The 18,901-nt window shown below is 57.6% G+C and carries 22 protein-coding genes; all 22 read left to right on the top strand.

Going from position 1 to position 18,901, the window contains the following annotated elements:
- Positions 1-4: 4 nt before the first annotated feature.
- The 22 genes from PCH01S_RS12095 (at position 5) to PCH01S_RS11990 (ending at position 18,839) form a co-directional block, all read left to right on the top strand.
- Complete coding sequence (locus PCH01S_RS12095; protein ID WP_241688804.1) at positions 5-1,981, top strand: nodulation protein NodU; 1,977 nt, start codon at positions 5-7, stop codon at positions 1,979-1,981.
- A gap of 30 nt (positions 1,982-2,011) precedes the next feature.
- The gene (locus tag PCH01S_RS12090) at positions 2,012-2,803 is read left to right on the top strand and encodes a phytanoyl-CoA dioxygenase family protein (RefSeq protein WP_042229615.1); all 792 of its coding nucleotides are present in this window, start codon (positions 2,012-2,014) and stop codon (positions 2,801-2,803) included.
- A gap of 3 nt (positions 2,804-2,806) precedes the next feature.
- Entirely contained in the window at positions 2,807-3,640 is an 834-nt protein-coding gene (locus PCH01S_RS12085) for a phytanoyl-CoA dioxygenase family protein (RefSeq protein ID WP_042229613.1), read from the top strand.
- A 29-nt stretch (positions 3,641-3,669) separates the two neighbouring features.
- On the top strand, positions 3,670-4,947 hold the full coding sequence (locus PCH01S_RS12080; RefSeq protein ID WP_042229951.1) for a class-II aminoacyl-tRNA synthetase family protein: 1,278 nt from the start codon (positions 3,670-3,672) through the stop codon (positions 4,945-4,947).
- Between the two features lies 1 nt (position 4,948).
- Complete coding sequence (locus PCH01S_RS12075; RefSeq protein WP_042229612.1) at positions 4,949-5,974, top strand: hypothetical protein; 1,026 nt, start codon at positions 4,949-4,951, stop codon at positions 5,972-5,974.
- A 25-nt stretch (positions 5,975-5,999) separates the two neighbouring features.
- Positions 6,000-6,251 carry an acyl carrier protein gene (locus PCH01S_RS12070; RefSeq protein WP_042229610.1) on the top strand — a complete coding sequence of 84 codons (252 nt, stop codon included), beginning with the start codon at positions 6,000-6,002 and terminating at the stop codon, positions 6,249-6,251.
- Positions 6,252-6,379: 128 nt separating this feature from the next.
- On the top strand, positions 6,380-6,913 hold the full coding sequence (locus PCH01S_RS12065; protein WP_042229609.1) for a hypothetical protein: 534 nt from the start codon (positions 6,380-6,382) through the stop codon (positions 6,911-6,913).
- A 78-nt stretch (positions 6,914-6,991) separates the two neighbouring features.
- Positions 6,992-8,170, top strand: coding sequence for an NAD(P)/FAD-dependent oxidoreductase (locus tag PCH01S_RS12060; protein ID WP_042229607.1), 1,179 nt, complete (start codon positions 6,992-6,994; stop codon positions 8,168-8,170).
- A complete protein-coding gene (locus PCH01S_RS12055) occupies positions 8,163-9,101 on the top strand; it encodes a PDZ domain-containing protein (protein WP_042229606.1) in 939 nt (312 codons plus the stop codon). Before PCH01S_RS12060 ends, PCH01S_RS12055 begins: the two co-directional genes overlap by 8 nt.
- A 21-nt stretch (positions 9,102-9,122) precedes the next feature.
- Positions 9,123-9,974: a phytanoyl-CoA dioxygenase family protein gene (locus PCH01S_RS12050; RefSeq protein WP_042229604.1), complete on the top strand. Its 852-nt coding sequence runs from the start codon at positions 9,123-9,125 to the stop codon at positions 9,972-9,974.
- 1 nt (position 9,975) lies between these two features.
- Complete coding sequence (locus PCH01S_RS12045; RefSeq protein ID WP_042229602.1) at positions 9,976-10,800, top strand: phytanoyl-CoA dioxygenase family protein; 825 nt, start codon at positions 9,976-9,978, stop codon at positions 10,798-10,800.
- Positions 10,797-11,594 carry a phytanoyl-CoA dioxygenase family protein gene (locus PCH01S_RS12040; protein WP_042229600.1) on the top strand — a complete coding sequence of 266 codons (798 nt, stop codon included), beginning with the start codon at positions 10,797-10,799 and terminating at the stop codon, positions 11,592-11,594. The genes PCH01S_RS12045 and PCH01S_RS12040 overlap by 4 nt, the downstream gene beginning before the upstream one ends.
- Positions 11,595-11,608: 14 nt before the next feature.
- The gene (locus tag PCH01S_RS12035; RefSeq protein ID WP_042229597.1) at positions 11,609-12,442 is read left to right on the top strand and encodes a phytanoyl-CoA dioxygenase family protein; all 834 of its coding nucleotides are present in this window, start codon (positions 11,609-11,611) and stop codon (positions 12,440-12,442) included.
- Between the two features lie 104 nt (positions 12,443-12,546).
- On the top strand, positions 12,547-12,798 hold the full coding sequence (locus tag PCH01S_RS12030; protein ID WP_241688806.1) for an acyl carrier protein: 252 nt from the start codon (positions 12,547-12,549) through the stop codon (positions 12,796-12,798).
- Positions 12,795-13,235, top strand: a complete 441-nt coding sequence (locus tag PCH01S_RS12025; RefSeq protein WP_042229595.1) for a 3-hydroxyacyl-ACP dehydratase FabZ family protein — start codon at positions 12,795-12,797, stop codon at positions 13,233-13,235. The genes PCH01S_RS12030 and PCH01S_RS12025 overlap by 4 nt, the downstream gene beginning before the upstream one ends.
- Before the next feature lie 17 nt (positions 13,236-13,252).
- Positions 13,253-13,672, top strand: coding sequence for a 3-hydroxyacyl-ACP dehydratase FabZ family protein (locus PCH01S_RS12020; RefSeq protein ID WP_042229593.1), 420 nt, complete (start codon positions 13,253-13,255; stop codon positions 13,670-13,672).
- Positions 13,659-14,468, top strand: coding sequence for an alpha/beta hydrolase (locus PCH01S_RS12015; protein ID WP_042229590.1), 810 nt, complete (start codon positions 13,659-13,661; stop codon positions 14,466-14,468). Before PCH01S_RS12020 ends, PCH01S_RS12015 begins: the two co-directional genes overlap by 14 nt.
- Positions 14,469-14,471: 3 nt before the next feature.
- A complete protein-coding gene (locus PCH01S_RS12010; RefSeq protein WP_042229588.1) occupies positions 14,472-15,332 on the top strand; it encodes an alpha/beta hydrolase in 861 nt (286 codons plus the stop codon).
- A gap of 4 nt (positions 15,333-15,336) precedes the next feature.
- Positions 15,337-16,305 (top strand): hypothetical protein, encoded by a 969-nt coding sequence (locus PCH01S_RS12005; RefSeq protein ID WP_042229586.1) that lies wholly within the window; start codon positions 15,337-15,339, stop codon positions 16,303-16,305.
- An 8-nt stretch (positions 16,306-16,313) separates the two neighbouring features.
- A complete protein-coding gene (locus PCH01S_RS12000) occupies positions 16,314-17,411 on the top strand; it encodes an aminopeptidase (RefSeq protein ID WP_042229584.1) in 1,098 nt (365 codons plus the stop codon).
- Between the two features lie 15 nt (positions 17,412-17,426).
- On the top strand, positions 17,427-18,593 hold the full coding sequence (locus PCH01S_RS11995; protein ID WP_042229579.1) for a glycosyltransferase: 1,167 nt from the start codon (positions 17,427-17,429) through the stop codon (positions 18,591-18,593).
- A gap of 12 nt (positions 18,594-18,605) precedes the next feature.
- On the top strand, positions 18,606-18,839 hold the full coding sequence (locus tag PCH01S_RS11990; protein ID WP_042229575.1) for a phosphopantetheine-binding protein: 234 nt from the start codon (positions 18,606-18,608) through the stop codon (positions 18,837-18,839).
- Positions 18,840-18,901 lie beyond the last annotated feature (62 nt).

Below are 18,901 nucleotides of genomic sequence, written 5' to 3'. Positions count from 1 at the left end.
GTTCATGTGGCGAGGTGAAAGCATGCAGGACGGTTACTATCTTTCCACCTATTTTCATATCGGCCCCCTGGATTATTTGACGGGGACCTGTATCCGGCACGATCCCAATATGGCTCTGTTCCGGAAGGAGGGCGGCGATATCCGGCTTATCCGCTATTGGGAGCTGGAGAGATTTACGGGGCACAAACAGCACAGGCAGTCTTTCTATAGCCGTGAGCATGCCACAGGCGTCGTCAACGAATTGCTGGGCCCGCTCGGCCTGTCCTTGGAAGACATGACGGAAGTATGGGGGACCCCGGGTCTGGCTACGTGTTCGGATTACCACTCTCTGGACGATTTCCCGGACTTGTCCTACCACAGCATCTCTCATCTGTTCTCGGCAGTAATGGCGGACAGCAGGCTGTTCTACGAAGGGAATGTGCTCGGGCTTGCCGTGGACGGCATCCCGGATGACGTGGTGGACAGGGAAGCGGGGAGCAAACCGTTTTTTGCCGGCTGTCTGGTGCGCAGGGGGAAGCTGGAGCTGTTTCCGGTACAGTCCCCCGGTCCGCTGTGGGATTGGTCCAGCACGTATTACAACCTGAGAGAAGGCACGCTGATGGCGCTTGCGTATGCTTCCGAATGTGCCGTAAATCCTGTTCCTCTGGAGCTTCCGCCGGCCTACGACCGGAATTTCAATATCTGGGAGCACGATTATTTACGGCCTCTTATCGAAGCTGCGGACAAGCTTTGCGAGAGGGATGCACGCGAAAACCCCGCTTGTACGGGCTTCGATCCCCGTTTCACGGAGAGGGAAAACAAGATCTCCGCCGTGATGAAGCAGGTGCAGGAGGCATCCATCGCCCTGATGGAGCGGAATGTGGAAGCCATTCTCGACACATATGGCGTCAAGCCGGAAGAGACCTATCTCGCTCTGGCCGGCGGGTACGCGCTCAATTGCCCGACGAACAGCCACCTCATGCGCAAGTACGGGTTTAAAGGCATGATCGCGCCGCCCTGCGTAAACGATTCGGGCCTGTCGCTCGGCATGGGGCTGTACGCGTTTTACCGCAAAATGTCCCCGGCGCGCATCCGGTTCCGGCTCGGTCATGCCTACCATGGCGCAGCCGGGGGCCCGCTGGAGGAAGTCCTCCGGTCCGGCACTTTCGCCGGCTGCATCGGAAGCGTGACCCCGCTCGAAGAAAACCGGGCGGCCGAAGATCTGTGCCATGCGCCTGTCGTCTGGTTCGACGGACCGGCGGAAATGGGGCCCAGAGCGCTCGGCGCCCGTTCTCTTCTCGGAGACCCGAGGTCGCCGGCGGCGAAGGATGCGCTGAATGCCGTCAAGCAAAGGGAATGGTGGCGCCCGGTCGCGCCCGTCATTCTTGCCGGTGAGGTAGGGGAATGGTTCGAGGAAGGCTGCCCGTCGCCCTATATGCTCCACACTTTCCGCGTAAAGGCGGAGAAGCGGGAGCTTATTCCGGCCGTCCTTCATCTGGACGGCACGGCAAGGGTGCAGACGGTGGAGGACGCCCCGTCTACCCGGAATCTGTACAGGCTGCTCCGCGCTTTTAAGGAAGCGACGGGCGTTCCCGTTCTGTGCAACACTTCCCTGAACGACAAAGGAGAGCCGATCATCCAGGATATCGGGGAAGCGCTGCATTTCGCCCTGGTGAAGGGGATCGAAGTGGCGTATATCAACGGCGTGCGCGTCCAGTTGGTCAACCACGGCAGCTACCGGGCCCGGGCGGGGGCCGCCTCTTTTCCGCGAAGAATCGAATTCAGCCGGGTGAGTCCCGAAGAGAGAGAGGCTGCGATGCTGCGGCACAATCCTCACCGGATTCCCCTGGAGATCCTGAAATTTTATATGGAACGGATCGAAAGAGGCGGCATCGAGCGCTACGACCTGACCGATCCGAAGCAGGCCCGCCGGCTGATCCGGGAAGTCCAGCTGCACCGGTCGAGGCCGGGAGAACGGGAAGCTCGCGATCCTGAAGCCTAGTCATTCTATATCATTCGAAGGAGGCTGTTTATGACCGCGTATTCATTAAGTGTGCAGGAGAAACAATTTTTTGCCGAGGAAGGCTATCTGGTGCTGAAAGGCGTGTATTCGCCGGAAGAAGTGAACGCTTTGAAGGAGGAATACCACAAGGTTTGGCTGGATTCGATTCTCGACAAGAAAATCGTACAGGACCCGGAGAAGCCGTTAACGAGTCTGTTTCCGCGCATGAAGGATTTGCACAAAGACCATGCTCTTGTGCGCGAATTTGTTTTTAAAGAGAAGGCGGTAGCCGCCCTGGAAGAATTGGCCGGAGAGGAAGCGCTTCTGGTATCGACCAACTTTTATTTCAAGCCCCCGGGTTCGACCGGCATGCCGTTTCATCAGGACAACTACGGAATCGGCGTCCTTCCGGGCACCTGCTATGCGATATGGGCGGGCCTCGATCCGGCGGATGTGTCCAACGGCGGCATGCGGATTGTGCGCAAGACCCATACGCAGGACCTTCAGGTTCCGCAGAAAGTGTACACAACGGCGGAGGATACCTTCGGCGGCTATGTTCAGACTCTAGCGGTTCCGGAGGAACATGAGCTTATCGAGCTTCGGACAGATCCGGGCGATGTCGTGATTTATCACGGAAATTTGATCCACGATTCGGCGGACAATGCGAGCGAGGTTCTTTTCCGCCATTCGATTATCAGTCATTTCGCCGGGACGAGTGCCGAGAAGACGACGCTTAATTTTAACTATCTGATGGACAAAGAAGGCCAACGCGTGCGCAAGCGGATGAATGCGGGCGCCAACTTGGGCCGAAAGGGGGAGTGACCGATGAATGAAAAGCTTCCGGACGACAAGCTTGCCGCGTTCGCCGGCGAGGGATATCTCGTCCTGAACGACGTGTATACACGGGAGGAAGTCAGCGAGTTAATCCGCCAGTTTGATCTGCATTGGGTGCGGCTCACCGCTTCCGGGCAGATTATCCAGAACGGCAACCGTCCGCTCGAAAGTCTGTACCCCCGCCTCCGGGATTACCACCGGAAAAATGAAAAAATTAAGCGGTTATCCCTCAAACCGCAGTTGTTCGATTATCTGGAGCAGCTCATCGGCGAAGAGGCGCTTATTATTTCGACCAGCTATTATTTCAAGTCTCCTTCGACGAGAGGTCTTCCCCTGCATCAGGATAATTACGCTTTCGGCGTCTCGCCGGGAACGACTTATGCCGCATGGATATCGCTGGACAGTTCGGACGAGGACAACGGGGGCATGACTTTCGTGCCCGGTACCCACTCCTTAGACCTGCAGGTACCCGAAGGCGACGCTTCCGACGTCCGCCGGTATTTTTCCGATGAAGGGCAATGGCTGAAGGATTACGAAACGGCGGAGATGGTGAAGGTTGCCACGAATCCGGGCGATGTTATTTTTTTCAACGGGAATATTGTCCACGGCTCTTCGGACAACTTGTCCAGACACCGATTTCGCAGGTCGCTGCTCATTCATTTTACCGGGGTGAGCGTGGAGAAGCTTGCGCTTAATTTTAACAATCTGATGGACAAAACGGGCGCCAGAGTGCGCAGAAGGCTCAATACGGATACGAAAATTACCGAAGGCCAGGACTCGGTGTTTTCGATTCAGGAAGCGGATTATTTTGCCGGGTGGAGGTAGAAAGAGGCGTGGAGAAAGCGGGTGACAGGATGTTCATTCGAGTGCCGCTCGACAAGGTGGCGAAGGCCGGAGATCTGATTCAGCTCATGGAAAAAATCTATTATCTGTCCGATCGCATTACGAACGTCAGCCGGGATGAGGCGGCTTTGACGATCGAGTATGGGGGTTCGGACGAAGAAGAAGTCGTCCGCCGTCTGGATGCCTTATGCGCATCCATGGCCGGGCGCCGGAAGCTTCCGTACCGGAAGGTGAAGGATAACCGCAGGGACGGGAAGGCGGGCGGACGCGCCCAAGCGCAAACCGGAGCGTTATCGTCACGGGAGCGGGACAGCGAACGCAGTGAGGGCAGCGGAGTGAGCGAACGGAGCGAACACAGTGAAAGCGCCAAAGAGGCCCATGTGCTGCTGGAGCAGGCGCTTGTGAAGCTTCTGCGGGGCCGTGCGCATGCTTACGGGGCGGCTCTCCGCAGATACCCGGCGATGATGCCGGAATCCGTTCTGCAGAAGAGCGGGTATATCCGGAATTTCCCGCAGAATGTTTACGCCGTAGGGGAATTCCGGCATCAATTCGACACGATGCAGGAGATCCGCACCCGGCTCGAGGACAACGCGCCGCTGCACGAGCTGCTGCAGCCGAGCGGCATGTATCTGCAGCCCTGCGTCTGCTACCACGTGTACGAGGAACGGAGCGCGACAAGAAGCGGCAGCCCTGCGGGGAACGGGAGCGGCCCCGGGTCGGCGGGGGCGGTTTCGTCCGGCCCGAAGCTCGCGCTCTACTCCGCTTACGGCCCGTGCTTCAGGCACGAGCATGCCAGCCGGATAGACGATTCCCGGCTGCGCGAGTTCGGGATGTTCGAGATCGTCTACATCGGCGGAGCGCAGGAGGTAAGGGATATGCGGCAGAAGCTGCTGGAGGACACGTGGCGCCTCTTCGGGCAGTTGGGGCTGGAGGGGTACGTGGAGACGGCGTCGGACCCCTTCTTCCTGCCGGAAGACACGGACCGCCGGCTGTTCCAGCTCGCTGCGGAGTCCAAATTCGAGCTGCGGTTCGCACCCGGCGGAGAGAGCGCGAGCGATTATGCGGTCACGTCTTTCAACGTATGCGGCGACGTGTTGTGCAAAGCGTTCGGCATAACCGGAGAACCGGCGGAATACGGAGACTCCGGTGAAGCGGGCGAGGCCGGCAAGGGCGTTCCCCTTCATTCGGGCTGCACGGCCTTCGGAGTGGACCGCTGGGTGCAGGCCTTGGCCGAAACGCACGGTTACGAGGCCGGAAGCTGGCCGCAGCTCATCAGGGAGCATCTGTAAGATGGGTACGAGACACCTGCTTCCTGTCGTGGAATCGCCGGGTTTCGAGACCGAATGCTATCACAATATCCGGTTGAGTCTTCTGCTTGCGCATGCCCGGACGCTGCCTTGGTACCACAGCCATTTTATGAATCTGACCCTCAAATCGACGGGGGCCGATCTGTTTCCGGTCGTCCGCTTTGAAGAGCATCTCGACGTCTACTCGGAAGTTCTCGAGGAAACGCCTCTTGTCCGCTGTGAGGATTGGGTGGAGACGGCACGGAAGAACCTGGGCGAAGGCCGTTATATGATCGTGTATTTTAATTGGAGAAACATCCCCTGTTCCCGTTATTACAACAAACAGGATATGTTTCATGAAGCGCTCGTGTACGGCTTCGACGATGAACGCGGGGTTTTTCACTTTCTCGCTTTCGACGTGAACGGCAAAGGATACGGAAGCTCGGAGGTCCCTTACGGCCTGTTCGGCCGGGAGATGACCAGACTGTCCGATGAAGATTTGCATGCCCAGCGCTGGTTTGCTTTCTACGGGTTTCCCGCGTCGGTTATCCGGCTCAAAGACGGGCTGGCGTCCCGTCCCGATACCCGGAACATGTATTTTGCCCTGGAGAGAGGCAGGGTTCGGGGGAACGGCTCGCCGGATGAGACGTTTGCGATGGGCCATTACGTCAACGAGGTTCTGTCCGTTTATTTCCGGCAGCTTGCGGAGGGAAGACCTCTTCAGGTCAAGGAATTCATCTACTGGAACATTATCGTTCATAAAATGATTCTTCACAAAAGCCTGATGCTGCAAAGGATTATTTATCTGCAGACCGGGACGGATTCCAGTCAGCTCGACCTGCTGAAAAATTTGTATATCAAAGCCAAAACGGAGATGGACCGGGTCAAGTGGACGAGCATCAAATATCAGCGGACGAAAGCATCCGCGTACCTGCATCAGCTTGCGGATAATTTTCAGACCCTGTACGAGCTTGAAAAACGGGCTTCCGCCATGCTGATGGAGTTCCTTACGCTGTCGCATTTGAAATGAAAATCTGAATCGTCGAGGTGTAAGCATGGACCAAACAGCCATGGAAGCTGTGATTATTGAACATGTCAAACAGATTTTGCCCCAACAGATCGAGATTGAGCTGACCACCAAGCTTCTCGAAACGGGAATCGACTCCATGAGTTTTATCCGGCTTGTGGTTCTGCTGGAGGAAGCTTTTAACATCGTGATCGAGGACGAGGAGATTCTTCTTGAGAATTTTACCAGTGTGGAAACGATCCGGAACCTGATTCGGAAATGCCTGGACAGCAAAGGGTAAACCGGACGGCACGCACGCCAACAGAAGACGAAGAGGTCATGGTCAAAAGCAGAGTAACCGGCTGGGGGATATGAGATAGTAAAAGTACCCCGGGGAAACAAAAAACAGCCACTCAAGGAGGCAAAACCATGAAAACCGTATCGTCCAAAAAGAATGCCAAGCAAGTGACCATGACACTGGAAAACTCCAACAGCAAAACTTATCTGGAGCTGCTGGACGGACGTTCCGAGGAGCTTCAATTCACTCAAGTAGCGCCGACCGAGTTCACCGTTAACGATTCCGAATTCAGCCTGAAATCCGGCATCAATGTGGAACTGGGCATCAAGAACGTCGATCTTGTCGCGACTTCGAGCGTGATCTGGCCGGGACAAACCATCCGCGTCCGCGGTGGTCTGCACGGTCAAGGCGCGGCCATGAAAGCCCAAGCCACAATCCCGTTCAACAGAAAAATGGCGGACGGCGTTCAAGGCGAGTCCTGGCTGTACTGGGTGATCGAAACTCCGGAAGGCGAATTCCACAACAAGCAGGCGATTCACATGAAAGGGACCCTGAAAGGCCTGCCTCCGAAAAACGCCACGTTCTATTCGGACAGCGTCACTCCGCTGTTTGACAGCGAAGACAATCAAGTGGGAACCGTATACGGATGCCTGCAATCTAACTAATCGAACGGTCAAAGGAGGGGTCATCCACACGGGCCCCTCTTTCTTACTTGAAAATTGCCGTACGAGAAGGAGAATGCGATGTACGACGTGATTATCGTGGGCGCGAGATGCGCCGGAGCTTCGCTGGCTTCCTTTCTGGGGCGGCGCGGACACTCGGTTCTGCTGGTCGATCAATTTCCATACCCGAACGCGACAACGTCAACCCACATCCTGGGCGAGAGCGACGTGTACGAGAGGCTCGGCATTCTCGGGAAAATGGAGTCTGCCGGAGCGCCTTTCTTGACGCGGATGCGGGTGGATTTGGAAGGGACTGTTTTCGAATCGGATATTACGGTGACGAAAAGGGCCCTGGGACTCCGCAGAGAACTGCTGGACCCACTGCTTCTGCAAAACGCTGCCCGTCATCGGAACGTTGAAGTGCGGCTTAACACCAGAGTGACGAAGATTTTACTGGAGAACGGACGAGCCGCAGGCATCGAATGCCGGAGGAAGGACGGGCAGCTTCAGCGTTTCGCCGGAAAAGCCGTAATCGGCGCGGATGGCCGGTATTCGGCGGTGGCCAAAGGGGTGCGGGCCCCTCTGGAGACCGAGACGGAGCGGCCGCTCCACGGGGTTGCTTACGCGTATTTGTCCGGTGTGCAACGGCTGCCCGTTCCGGCGGTCGAATGGTACTGGAAAGGTTCGTCCGTCGTCCTGTGCAATCCGATCGACGGCCTGATGCACTGCGCAGCCATCATGTATTCCCCCGAGGAACAGGAGCGGATGGCCCGCCTCGGACGAGGGGAATTCATGGAAAGGCTGCTGGAAATCCGCACGCTGGCGCCGAGACTGGCGGAGAGCGGATTGGAAGGAGCCGTCCGGGGAATTCCCCCCGGTAAAAGCTTTATCCGTAAAGCTTACGGCTGCGGATGGGCGCTGGCGGGGGATGCCGGAGCCTTTCTGCACCCGGTGGCCGGCGTCGGAATCGACAACGCCGTATGTACGGCCGAAGTCCTGGCGGACGAGCTGCATGCTTTTTTCACGGGCGCGAAGGAATGGGAAGAAGCGATGCGGAGCTACGAAGAGCAGCGCAACAACCGGATTTACCCGCAGTACCGGCATTCGCTGGCCACGCTGGAAACGGCCGGCGACCCCTTTACGGAAACGTCGGCCGGCGCCCTGAAGATGCTGGCGACTTTCCCGAGTCTGGTCAAGAAAATCGGCCTGCAGGCGGAAGCCGTCATTTCATTTTTATCTGGAGGTCAAAATCATGATTGAATGTCCAACGGATCGTACACGCAATGTCACTTATCTCGAAGCCGCCCCGGAGCAAGTATGGTGGTCGATCGCCACGACGGAAGGAACGAATACGTATCTCACCTACTCTTCCTCTACGACAGGCGATCCCTCCCTGCCGAAGGCGGGGGATGTCTACACGCTCAATTACGGCGACATCGAGAATCAGTCTGTCGTTGTGGAAAGCGTGCCTAACCGCCGTTTCGTCCTCTCGGACGCTTATCAATCCCTGGCACCCGACGGCAAGGCGGAAATCTTCTACGTAAACACGGCTTTTACCCTGGAGGAATCGGACGGCTTTGTCAAATTGAGTCTGCAGGTGCAGGGATTCGCCGAAGACACGTACGGGCAGTGGCTGCGCGAGTGTCTGGAAATGGGCTGGCGGCGCTCTCTGATGAATTTGAAGTCGGTGCTCGAATTGGGCCTCGATCTGCGGACGGAGTTATTCAGTTATCCCCGGCTCGGCGTAACCAACTGCACGGTGAACCCGGAACAGAGCCGGGAGACGGGAGTTTCCGTGGGGGGCGGAAATTATTTGCTGGAAGTATTCCCGAACAGTCCCGCACAGAAAGCGGGGCTCCGGGCACACGATGTCATTCTCGGCATCGGGGGACGGAGAACGGCCGTTTACGGCGATTTCGTCCGAGTCATTTCGTCTTACTCCGGTAAAAAGGGGCCCGTATCGGTAACGTTCAGCCGCAGCGGCAAGCGGCACGAAACGACAGTCCTGCTGTCTGTCGAAGAGCAGTTTACCGGCTTGAATAAGGAAAGCCTCTCCCTGGAGGAAATTAAACAAAGGCGCGAGCTTATCGCGAAAAGCCGTTCGGCATCCGGAGCGATCTGGACAGGCACGGAGAACGGCATGAAGACTGCGGCGGAGAACGGGGAAGACGGCGCAGCGGGAGCCCAATGAAACGAAAGGAGCGTGAAGGGAATGATCGGGGAAGACCGCAGTGCGACAGCCGGGCTGGACAGGGAGTACAGACTTACCGGCGAGCAGATTAGCCGCTACCGCAGGAACGGGCATGCTTACCTGGAAAAAGTCTGCTCGGCCGAGGAAGTAAAAGCTTACCGTCAGGCGGTTACGGAAATTTACCCTGCGTTCACGGCCGATTCCTATCCGCCGGACGAACGGGAGTTTTACGGAGTGGAACGGGCTTTTCCGACCGTGATGAACATGTGGGAGAGAAGTTCCAAGGTGAGAACCTTCACCTTCGCCCGCCGTTTTGCCCAGATCGCCGCCGACTTGATGGGCGTGGACAGGCTGCGCCTGTACCACGATTCGGCAATTTTTCTGGAACCGGGGGGCGGAGCGATTCCCTGGCACCAGGACAGCCCCTACATGCTGCAGATGGACCCGGACATGACGATGACCATGTGGATGCCGCTTGTCGATCTGCCGGAGGAGCTCGGCTCCATGCGCTTTATGTCCGGCTCGCACGAGCTGCCTGCGGACAAGCATACGAATCTGCTTCTGCAGGCTTACCGGAAAGGACAGGCCGAGGTCCATTACGGGGCGATGCCCGCCGGAGACGCGACCTTCCATTCGGGCTTGACCCTGCATTATGCGGCGGCTAACCGGACCTCCATCGTAAGGGAAGTCGCCACGATTATTTACGTAGCGGATAACCTGCAAATCGTCGAACCGGATACCGAGGCGAGGGCGTATCACCTGAGACGGATTTTTCCCGGCATGAAGCCCGGGGATACAGCCGTCAGCCCTTGGACGCCGCTTGTGTTCGACCGGTTTGCAGAGTCCGGCAGCCGGACGGAAAGGAAGGGATAAGATGGAGAACACGCACGGTTTTGATGCGCTGGAGCAGGAATGGAGCGTGTCGCGGGAGGATATCGACGGGTTCCGCAGGGACGGACACCTGCTCCTGAAGCAGTTGGCCTCGGAGGAAGATATCGGCGGGATCCGGGAAGCGTGCCGGCGCGAGATCGCCCGGCTGGACGACGGGCTCAGGCTGCAGGTCATGAACGTCTGGGAGAAGGATGCCGCCGTGAAGGCGTTTGTATTCGCCCGGAAATTTTCCCGGATTGCCGCGGATCTTCTCGGTGTGGACGGAGTCAGGCTGTATTTCGACCAGGTCTTCTTCAAAAAGCCCGGGGCGGGCGCAATGCCTCTGCACCAGGCGAATCAGTTCATGCTTGAACTGGACCCCGATTCCGTCCTTTCGATGTGGATGCCGCTCACCGATATTCCGGGAGAGAAGGGGCCGCTCTCATACGTTGCCGGTTCGCATCTTCACGAGAAGCTCCGGGGCGCCAAAAATCCTCTCCTCGCGGCCATGAGACTGGGCCTCTCGGAGAAGCCGTGCGGCCCGATGCAAGCGGGGGATGCCTCCTTCCATACGGGCTGGACGCTTCACGGCGCTTACGGCAACGATACGGAGATCACGAGAGAGATGCTCATTATTACCTGGTTTGCCGAAGACGCCCGGATTACGGACCCCGCGGACAGCGCCGGCAGGAATCCGCAGCTTCAGAGCCTTTTCCGGGGCTTGGAGCCGGGCGGCAAAGCGCAGGGACGGCGGCTTCCGCTGCTGTTTTACCGGCCCTACCGGGATGTGGTCAAGCTGGTTCATCAAGCGGAGGAGGATGCGGAATGAACGGAGCCGTTCACGATGACTTGCCGCCTCTTAGCGACAACTACGCACTGCCGGAGGGCCTGATCGCACAGTTCCGGGCGAACGGGCACGTCTGCATCAGGCAGGCGGCCTTCATCCATGAAATCAGCGCCTACCGTCCGCATATCATCACGGCGGTGGAGGGCTACACGGGAGACCGTAGCGTCCGGCCGCATAAGCAGCTGTATATGAACCTCTGGGAGGAGGACACGCGTGTCCGGCAGTTCGTATTTGCGCGCCGGTTCGCCAAACTGGCGGCGGATCTGATGGGCGTCACGGGAGTCAGGCTGTACCTGGACCAGGCGAATTTTATCGAGCCCGGGGCGAGCGTGACGCCTTGGCATCAGACCGAGGCTTATATGCTGGAGCTGGACCCCGCGCAGATTATCACCATGTGGATGCCTCTGGTGGATCTGCCGGAGCCAGGCGGGCCGGTGACCTATTTGTCCGGCTCGCATCTGCTTCCGGGAGGCGCATCCAAGAATCCCCTGCTGGAAGCGAAAAGAGCGGGACTCCCCGAAGAGAACTACGGTCCGCTGAGGACCGGCGACGCTACGTTTCATGCGGGGCGTCTGCTGCACAGCGCTCCGGGGAACGGCGGGGCTTTCACTCGCGAGGTGATGACGGTAACGTATTTTGCGGACGGCGCGAGAATCCTGGACCCCGAGGACAAGTCCGGCAGAGCCCCGCACCTAAGGCGCCTCTTTGCCGGAACCGGGGCGGGGCGGCCGGCCGAAGGGCCGCTGACGCCTCTGCTTTACCGCAGGCTTTTTTAAGAGGAGGAAACCAGGTGGAAAATTCTCTTTTCACGGCAAATTTGCACGAGGAGATCGTGCTGTCTCCCGGACAAATAGAAGAATACCGCAGCAAGGGTCATGTTTATGCCGGACGGGTCGCCTCGGAAGAAGACGTGGCGGCCCTGCGTCCCCTGGTGAGGGAGCTGGTCCGGACCTGCGTGAAGGAAGACCGGCCGCTGGAGGAGCGGGACGATTTCGGCAAAGCTTTTCTCCAACTGATTAATTTATGGCAGAGAGACGAGGCGATGAAGCAATTCGTCTTTGCCCGCAAATTCGCCCGGATGGCCGCCGATCTGCTGGAAACGGACGGGGTGCGGCTGTACCTGGATCAGATTTTTTACAAGGAGCCGGGAGGCGGACCTACGCCTTGGCATCAGGATGGCGCGTATATGCTCCGCTTTAAACCCGACAAGCTCATTACCCTGTGGCTGCCTCTGACCGATATTCCGGACGATATGGGCTCGCTGCGGTTCATTTCCGGTGCGAATGAGATCGAGAGGATGAAAAATTCCGGCAATATTTTGCTGGATGCGGTCCGCAGAGGGCTGCCGGAGACCGGGTACAAGGGAATGAAGGCGGGGCATGCGACGTTTCATTCGGGTTGGACGCCTCACAGCGCGCTGGCGAATCCGACGGACTCCATGCGGGAAGTCCTGACGATCACGTATATAGCGGAGGATGCGGTTATAGCCGATCCGGAGGATAACGAGGCGAGGCGGAAGCATCTGGAGACGTACTTTCCGGGGCGGAAACCGGGAGAACGCGCGGACAGTCCGCTTAATCCGGTTCTGTACAGCAGGGACGGGGACTGCCCGGTCTGCGTCTGAATCCGCGGCTCAACAAAGCAAGAATTGTTTGCAATCGAAGCAGAGAGAAGCGGCGGCGTGACCTTTACAATGAAAACAACGGAAAGTTTGGAGGGGGGAGCAACGTGTCTGCGAAAGAGTCTGCGAAAGATCAAATACGTCTGTTTTTAAGCGATCAAGGCTGCGGTATGCTGCCGGTCGAGGAGATTAGCGAAGAAAAACGGCTTTTCGATGTGGGATTCGATTCGCTGAGGTTTATGGAGCTTGTCGTGCTTATCGAGGAGCATTTCGGAATCCAGTGGCCGGACGAGGCGCTGGAAATCAGCGGCAGTACGCAGGTCGGGGATATCGTTCAGGCGCTTGAAGGCTGCCTATGAGCCGCCGCCCGGACTACGGTCATTTGCTGACGATGCTGCCCCATCAGTTTCCCCTCCGGCTGCTGGACGAGGTAAAGGATTATTCGCCCGGAAAATTTCTCGTAGCCGGATGCAGCCCGCTACCGCTGAAGATTTACTTCGGCAATACGGATACCATTCCGCCTACCCTGCTCATTGAGGGGCTGGCCCAAGCGTGCGTCATCCTGACCCAATTGGAGACGGCGCCCCTGGAGGAAGATGAAGTTCCCCTGCTGGGAGCGATCAAGGCCAAGCTGCTGATGCCCGTATCCTGGCAGGAACCCATTACTTACAAGGTAGAACCCGTCCGTATTTTAAGCAAAAAAGCGATCTTTACCGGCACTTTGTACCGGTCGGACGGAACAATGGCGGTATCGGCCGAACTAAGCGTAGCTGTTGCCGCGACATCAAATTCATAATAGGCGGGGACCCTCGTATGCCGGCAGAGGCTTATTTGCATGAAGCAAAACCTTGGACCATGGTGGACCGGATTATCGGAGAAAGCGATAGGGCCATCTCAACATTGAAGAATATTTCCGGCAGTGATTTTTATTTGATTGGTCATTTCCCTTCATACAGTGTGTATCCCGGTATGCTGATGGTGGAATGCATCCTGCAGTCGGCCGAGCTTCTGCTGCGGCGTCAATCGCCCGGGAAACCGGGAGACTGCCGGTTCGGCGAAATCGCTTCGCGTTTCCTCAGTCCGGTCGTTCCGGGGGACTCCGTAAGGTTTGACGTCGGCTTTACAGCCGGAGGAAGCGAGCTGGCGGCCGTTGGCAAAGTCGGCGGCCGCACCGTGATTCACTGCAAAATGAAACTGCTGCGGGAGGAGAGAGAGAAGGATGAACGGAGATGAAAGGCTGGTGGAGCTTTACGACCAGGGGAAACTGGCGGGAATTCTGCACCTGCCTCCCGAACACCTCCGACCTTGTCCGGTTATAATCTACTGTCCGGGCAAAAACGGCGAAAGATATGAGGTACACCGGCTTGCCGTGAAATACGCCCGCAGATTGGCAGAGCAGGGGATCGCTTTCCTGCGTTTCGATTATTACGGAATCGGCCTGAGCGACGGGCATTATTTCGACATGACGACCTCCGGCAAAATATCGAATGTGCTGAAAGCCTATGAGTTTGTCTGCGGTCATCCGGATCTGCTGGAACGGGAGGCCGTCTTCCTCGGATTCAGCGATGGGGCCAGGATTGCCCTGATGGCCGCACAAGGCAGCGGGATAGAGAAGCTCGTCCTGTGGAGCCCGCTGTTTTTCGAATTCGGCGGAAACTATCCGAGCGGAAGGCATCCCCGGTTTATCCGGCATCCGGAAGCGGGCAAGCTGGTTATGCCGTGGGCGGGCCTATGGGTTGGGATGGATTTTTACCGGGATTTGCAGAGCATGGACACCGAAGCCGCCCTGGAATCATATAGTGGCTCTTCCGTCCTCATCTACGGAGACAACGATCCTCTGATCCTGGAGGAAATGGAGCTGTCTGAGTCCCGCCGGTCGGCGATTTACAGGCATTCCGCACAGAATCGGGTGGTCCGGGTTCCGGATGCGGGCCATCTGTTTACATCCAGGCCTCTGGAGGAAACGCTGATGGAGCATACAACTTCCTGGCTCCGCACGGAGCATCTGGTTAGGGGAGGGTGGGGGTGAATCATGTGGAAGCAAAGAAGATTCGGCCGTGACCGCGGCATCTACGGACTCGTGGAAGAACCTGACGGCCCCGGGAACGATCTCGTTGTGATGTTCGCGGGACTGGGCCAGGCGATGAGTGAAAAAAATTATTTTTTCTCCAACCTGCGCAAATATTTGGCCCGGAGCGGCGTAAGAGTCGTTCAATTCGACTACCGCGGCCACGGGGACAGCTTCGGCGAACTGGGGGACACGACGGTGTCGGGCATGAAGCGGGACGCGCTCGAAGTGCTTGCCGAGGTTCTGGAAGAGCGCCCGGCGGAGAGGATTTTCCTGATCGGCAATGCCCTCGGCGGGATTATAGCCCTCCAGACGGCAGCCGAGCTGACGGAGAAGGGGGAAGCTTCTCCCGTCTGCATTCCCGTGCTGCTGGCGCCGCCCTTCCGGGCATTCCCGGAGAAGGAAGCTTTGTTCGGGCGGGAGGCGCTTCAGGCTCTGGAACGCGAAGGGAAGCTCGACGCCCAGCTTCTTGTGCCGGGCTTCGACTATTACACGCTGAGCGACTTTAACCGGGAGCCGTACGACTTTTTTATGGCCTGGGGTGCGCATATGCTTTATTTGCACGGCCAGTGTATTTCCGCCGGTATGCTGGACGAGCTTCTTGAGCTGGATACGGCCCGTCTCGTCAAAGAATACGGCGGGCCTCTGCATATTCTATGCGGCAGTGAAGATGAGGACGCCCGGACGACGGCGGAGGAAACGGACCGCGTCATTCTTCATAGAATGCGGGGGTACCGGTATTTTTACCAGCATCCTGCGGCAATGGACCAATGGATAACCGAGGCCGCCTCCATTGTACGGAGCGATAACGGGGAGAGGGAGTAATTTAATGGAAGAAACCCGGAAAACAATAGCGCAAACCATCCTGTCCCAAAAAACCGACTGGCGGTTTCCGGACGGCGAAGGATTATCCCAGCGAACGCTTGACTGCAGACAGCTCTGCATGATGGAGGTGCTTAAATGGAAAGGAGAGCGGCAGCTTACGCCGGTGTTCCTGAACGCCTTCGACTGCGAGTCGAACGGACTTATGCTGAGGCGCAGCGAGCCCGAGCCGGGGAGAGGCTGGAGGCTGACGAAATATTCCCCTTTGAATACGGAGGGGCTGTATCCTCTGATTGATTCCGTTTTCGATCATGAAGGCTATTGCCTGCTGTTTTACAATGCGAAGGAAGCCGTGTTCTCCTCGTATCACGGGAAGCACGATATCGTTCATTGGTCGCTGCTGGTCGATTATGACGAGGCGGGGGTGACACTGGTCGATGACGAAGGGGCCCCCGCTTTTTTTAACGGTTATATCGGCAAAGTCCCCTGGCAAACGCTGATGAGCGCACATGCGAGCTCGGAGAAGGGCGGTGTGGCCATCCTTGGACGCCGGCCGGGGTATGCGAAGACTTGGGAGGAAGAATTCCTCTCGCTGGTCCGTGCCTCGGTACACAACATGGTCGATCAGCAGGGACTTAAGAATTTGGAGAACTTCGTAAAGGCGGTTGCGGAAAGCCGGGCGGAAGCCTTGATTCCCATGCTGGAAACGCTGGAGTTCGATGTCCACTATTTCCGCCGGTTGAGGGAGTTGTGGAAAGCGGCCGTGGAGAACGGCACCGTACCGGACCGGTACAAAGCCCCCGGCTGGGTGGAGGAGCTCGTTTACGTGTGCAAATTATGGTCCCTGGTTATGGGAGTTCTGGCAAAGTGGAAACGGCAGCCGGATAAAGACTATTCGGCCAAGCTTACCGATTACCTCGGGCAAGCCCTGGAAAGCGAAAAGGGGTTTTACCGGGAGCTACGACATCTGGTATGAGGTGAATCATGAAAGAAGAGTTCAAGCGGATTGCGGACACGGTCGTCAGCCATTCATTGAGTCTCCGTCCGGGGGAAAAGGTGATGGTCAAAGTCCGCGGAGATGCGGCGGACTTGACCGAAAGCCTGATCGCGCGTATCTACGAGGCCGGAGCGGTGCCTTTTTTGCAGACAACGGACGTCGAGGAGCTTAAATGGCTGCTGGCGGGAGCCTCCGAGGAACAGATCCGCCAGTGGGCGGAGCATGACCTGGGCCTTGTCGAAGCCATGGACGCGTACATCGGGATTCACTCGGAAGAGAATACCTTCGAAATGGAGGATGCGGACCGGACGCGCTACGGCTATTACGTGAAGCATTATCTTCAGCCGCTGACAATGACAATGGCGTCGAAGCCCAAATGGGTGCTGCTCCGCTATCCCACCCCGGGAATGGCCCAGCAGGCGGGCATCGGAACATCGAAGCTCCGGCAAATTTACGCCTCGTCCTGCCTGATGGATTACGGGGGACTCCAAGATAAGGCGGAGCCGCTCCGGAAGCTGCTCGGGCGGACAAGCCGTATCCGTATCGTCTCGCCGGGGACGGATTTGTCTTTCTCCGTGCAGGGCATTCCCTCTTTCCTGTGCGACGGCCGATACAACCTTCCCGATGGGGAGCTGTTTACGGCGCCGGTGGCGGGGTCGGCGGAAGGACGGATCACGTTCAATGTGCCGACAAGCTGCATGGGCAAAACGTTCGATTCCGTCGCACTCACGTTCCGGCAGGGCAAAGTGACCGAATGGTCGGCGGACGATATCGAAGCGCTGAGCGGCATTTTAAAGACGGACGAGGGAGCTTCGCGTCCGGGCGAATTCGGCATCGGGCTGAATCCCCATATCCGGCGGCCCATGCGCAGCCTGCTGTTCGACGAAAAAATGGCGGGAAGCATTCATCTTGCCTTGGGACAAGCCTACGAGATGGCCGATAACGGGAACACCTCGGGTATACATTGGGATCTCGTTTTATGCCAGCTCGAAGCCTATGGAGGCGGCGAACTTTATTTTGACGACATCCTGATCCGTAAGAACGGTTATTTCGTTGTGCTGGAATTGGAACCGTTAAATCCTTGAGCGGGAGGGAAGCGGATGGCTCACCTGTTTATCGCGGTCCAGAGGGTTCTGGGACATGTAGTTCCGGCCTTGGCCATCGGACAGCAGCTTAAGAAGAAGGGACATGAAGTCACGCTGGCTACTCACCCCGCCAATAAGGAGCTGGTTGTCCTTGCGGGACTGGATTTCCTGCCGGCGGGATGGGGGAAGTTTCCGGAGAAGTTTATTTATGAACAGGCGCTGGAAATGGATGCGCTGCTTGCGGGGAGGGAAGTCGATTGGATGATTTGCGATTCTTCCCAGGCGGCCCCGGCTTATGCGGCGGAGAGAAGAGGAATCCCCTGGATCAGCCTGCAAACGACGGTTCCTTATCCCGAAGAAGCGCTTCCCGGCAGCCGGACAGTCTTTAACCGGCTGAGGCAGAGCTACGCCCGGGAGCTGAACGGGGTCAGGATGAGACTGGGACTGCCGCCGCTTACCGATGACAGGAGAACGCGGGGAGATCTGGCGGGGCTGTCTCCCCGGCTTCATCTGGTCAACGTCCATGCCGCCCTGTACCCGGAAGAAGGCGGCATTCCGGAACAGTCCGTGTTTACCGGGAGCTGCACGCTCCAGTCCGGAGACCGTGACCGCGTAAACGAGGCGTCCCGGTTAGAGCCGGAAGCGTACCCCGGCCGTCCCGTTGTTCTCGTCTGCGCTTCTTCGACCGAACGGCATGATTCCCGGGAGGTCATGAACCGGTATATCGGCGCGGCCGTGAGTCTGTCGGAGGAGAATTCATTTAATCTGATCGTTGCGGAACATAAGCCGTACGAAGGGAAGCGGCCTCTGCCTCCCCATGTCCGCTGGATAACGGCTTATCCCAATCACGATCTCCTGCTGCCCCGTGCGGACGCTGTCATTACGCATGGAGGCTGCGGCACCGTACAGTCCGTCATGAGGTACGGCGTTCCGATGGTTGTGATTCCTCTCGCGTCCGACCAGCATCTTCTGGCCCGGACATGCGAGCGCCTCGGAATCGCCCTGACCGTCGGTCCGGAGGAAGCGGGACGCGGGCGGATCGGACAGGCGCTGCACAGCCTGCTGGCGGAGGGAAACCCTTATATGCCGCGGGCCAAGGAATTGGCGGCGATTGTGGGGCGGGACAACCCGAACGAAGCGGCCGTCCGCGCCATCGAACAAGTTCTGCAAAATAATTCGTAAAGGATGAAGCGCATGTTGACCGGAGAAGCGGCACTGGAAGTCATTCAGAAAATCGGCGGGCTCGATAGCGTGGCTATGGATACCAATTTTCTGGAAAAAGGAATAGATTCCGTTAAGATCGTTGAAATTCTGATTGAGTTCGAAATGATGTTCAATATCGACGTTCTGGACGATCAGCTGAACCTGGACGAACTGTCGACTCCCAAACACATCCAGGACTACGTAAACGGAATTATCGCCAAGTAGCGCAGAGTCGCCAGGAAAGCCGAGTAACACCGCCCTTCGACCCTCTATGCTTAGAGAGAGAA

Source organism: Paenibacillus chitinolyticus NBRC 15660 (assembly GCF_000739915.1).
GTDB lineage: Bacteria > Bacillota > Bacilli > Paenibacillales > NBRC-103111 > Paenibacillus_F > Paenibacillus_F chitinolyticus.
The sequence above is the reverse complement of the archived record's forward strand: the minus strand, read 5'-3'. Positions and strand labels throughout refer to the sequence as shown.

Excerpts from the sequence above, each read along its gene's own strand:
- PCH01S_RS12095 (WP_241688804.1), top strand. The coding sequence starts at position 5 with ATGTGGCGAGGTGAAAGCATGCAGGACGGTTACTATCTTTCCACCTAT.
- PCH01S_RS12090 (WP_042229615.1), top strand. The coding sequence starts at position 2,012 with ATGACCGCGTATTCATTAAGTGTGCAGGAGAAACAATTTTTTGCCGAG.
- PCH01S_RS12085 (WP_042229613.1), top strand. The coding sequence starts at position 2,807 with ATGAATGAAAAGCTTCCGGACGACAAGCTTGCCGCGTTCGCCGGCGAG.
- PCH01S_RS12080 (WP_042229951.1), top strand. The coding sequence starts at position 3,670 with ATGTTCATTCGAGTGCCGCTCGACAAGGTGGCGAAGGCCGGAGATCTG.
- PCH01S_RS12075 (WP_042229612.1), top strand. The coding sequence starts at position 4,949 with ATGGGTACGAGACACCTGCTTCCTGTCGTGGAATCGCCGGGTTTCGAG.
- PCH01S_RS12070 (WP_042229610.1), top strand. The coding sequence starts at position 6,000 with ATGGACCAAACAGCCATGGAAGCTGTGATTATTGAACATGTCAAACAG.
- PCH01S_RS12065 (WP_042229609.1), top strand. The coding sequence starts at position 6,380 with ATGAAAACCGTATCGTCCAAAAAGAATGCCAAGCAAGTGACCATGACA.
- PCH01S_RS12060 (WP_042229607.1), top strand. The coding sequence starts at position 6,992 with ATGTACGACGTGATTATCGTGGGCGCGAGATGCGCCGGAGCTTCGCTG.
- PCH01S_RS12055 (WP_042229606.1), top strand. The coding sequence starts at position 8,163 with ATGATTGAATGTCCAACGGATCGTACACGCAATGTCACTTATCTCGAA.
- PCH01S_RS12050 (WP_042229604.1), top strand. The coding sequence starts at position 9,123 with ATGATCGGGGAAGACCGCAGTGCGACAGCCGGGCTGGACAGGGAGTAC.
- PCH01S_RS12045 (WP_042229602.1), top strand. The coding sequence starts at position 9,976 with ATGGAGAACACGCACGGTTTTGATGCGCTGGAGCAGGAATGGAGCGTG.
- PCH01S_RS12040 (WP_042229600.1), top strand. The coding sequence starts at position 10,797 with ATGAACGGAGCCGTTCACGATGACTTGCCGCCTCTTAGCGACAACTAC.
- PCH01S_RS12025 (WP_042229595.1), top strand. The coding sequence starts at position 12,795 with ATGAGCCGCCGCCCGGACTACGGTCATTTGCTGACGATGCTGCCCCAT.
- PCH01S_RS12020 (WP_042229593.1), top strand. The coding sequence starts at position 13,253 with ATGCCGGCAGAGGCTTATTTGCATGAAGCAAAACCTTGGACCATGGTG.
- PCH01S_RS12015 (WP_042229590.1), top strand. The coding sequence starts at position 13,659 with ATGAACGGAGATGAAAGGCTGGTGGAGCTTTACGACCAGGGGAAACTG.
- PCH01S_RS12010 (WP_042229588.1), top strand. The coding sequence starts at position 14,472 with ATGTGGAAGCAAAGAAGATTCGGCCGTGACCGCGGCATCTACGGACTC.
- PCH01S_RS12005 (WP_042229586.1), top strand. The coding sequence starts at position 15,337 with ATGGAAGAAACCCGGAAAACAATAGCGCAAACCATCCTGTCCCAAAAA.
- PCH01S_RS12000 (WP_042229584.1), top strand. The coding sequence starts at position 16,314 with ATGAAAGAAGAGTTCAAGCGGATTGCGGACACGGTCGTCAGCCATTCA.
- PCH01S_RS11995 (WP_042229579.1), top strand. The coding sequence starts at position 17,427 with ATGGCTCACCTGTTTATCGCGGTCCAGAGGGTTCTGGGACATGTAGTT.
- PCH01S_RS11990 (WP_042229575.1), top strand. The coding sequence starts at position 18,606 with ATGTTGACCGGAGAAGCGGCACTGGAAGTCATTCAGAAAATCGGCGGG.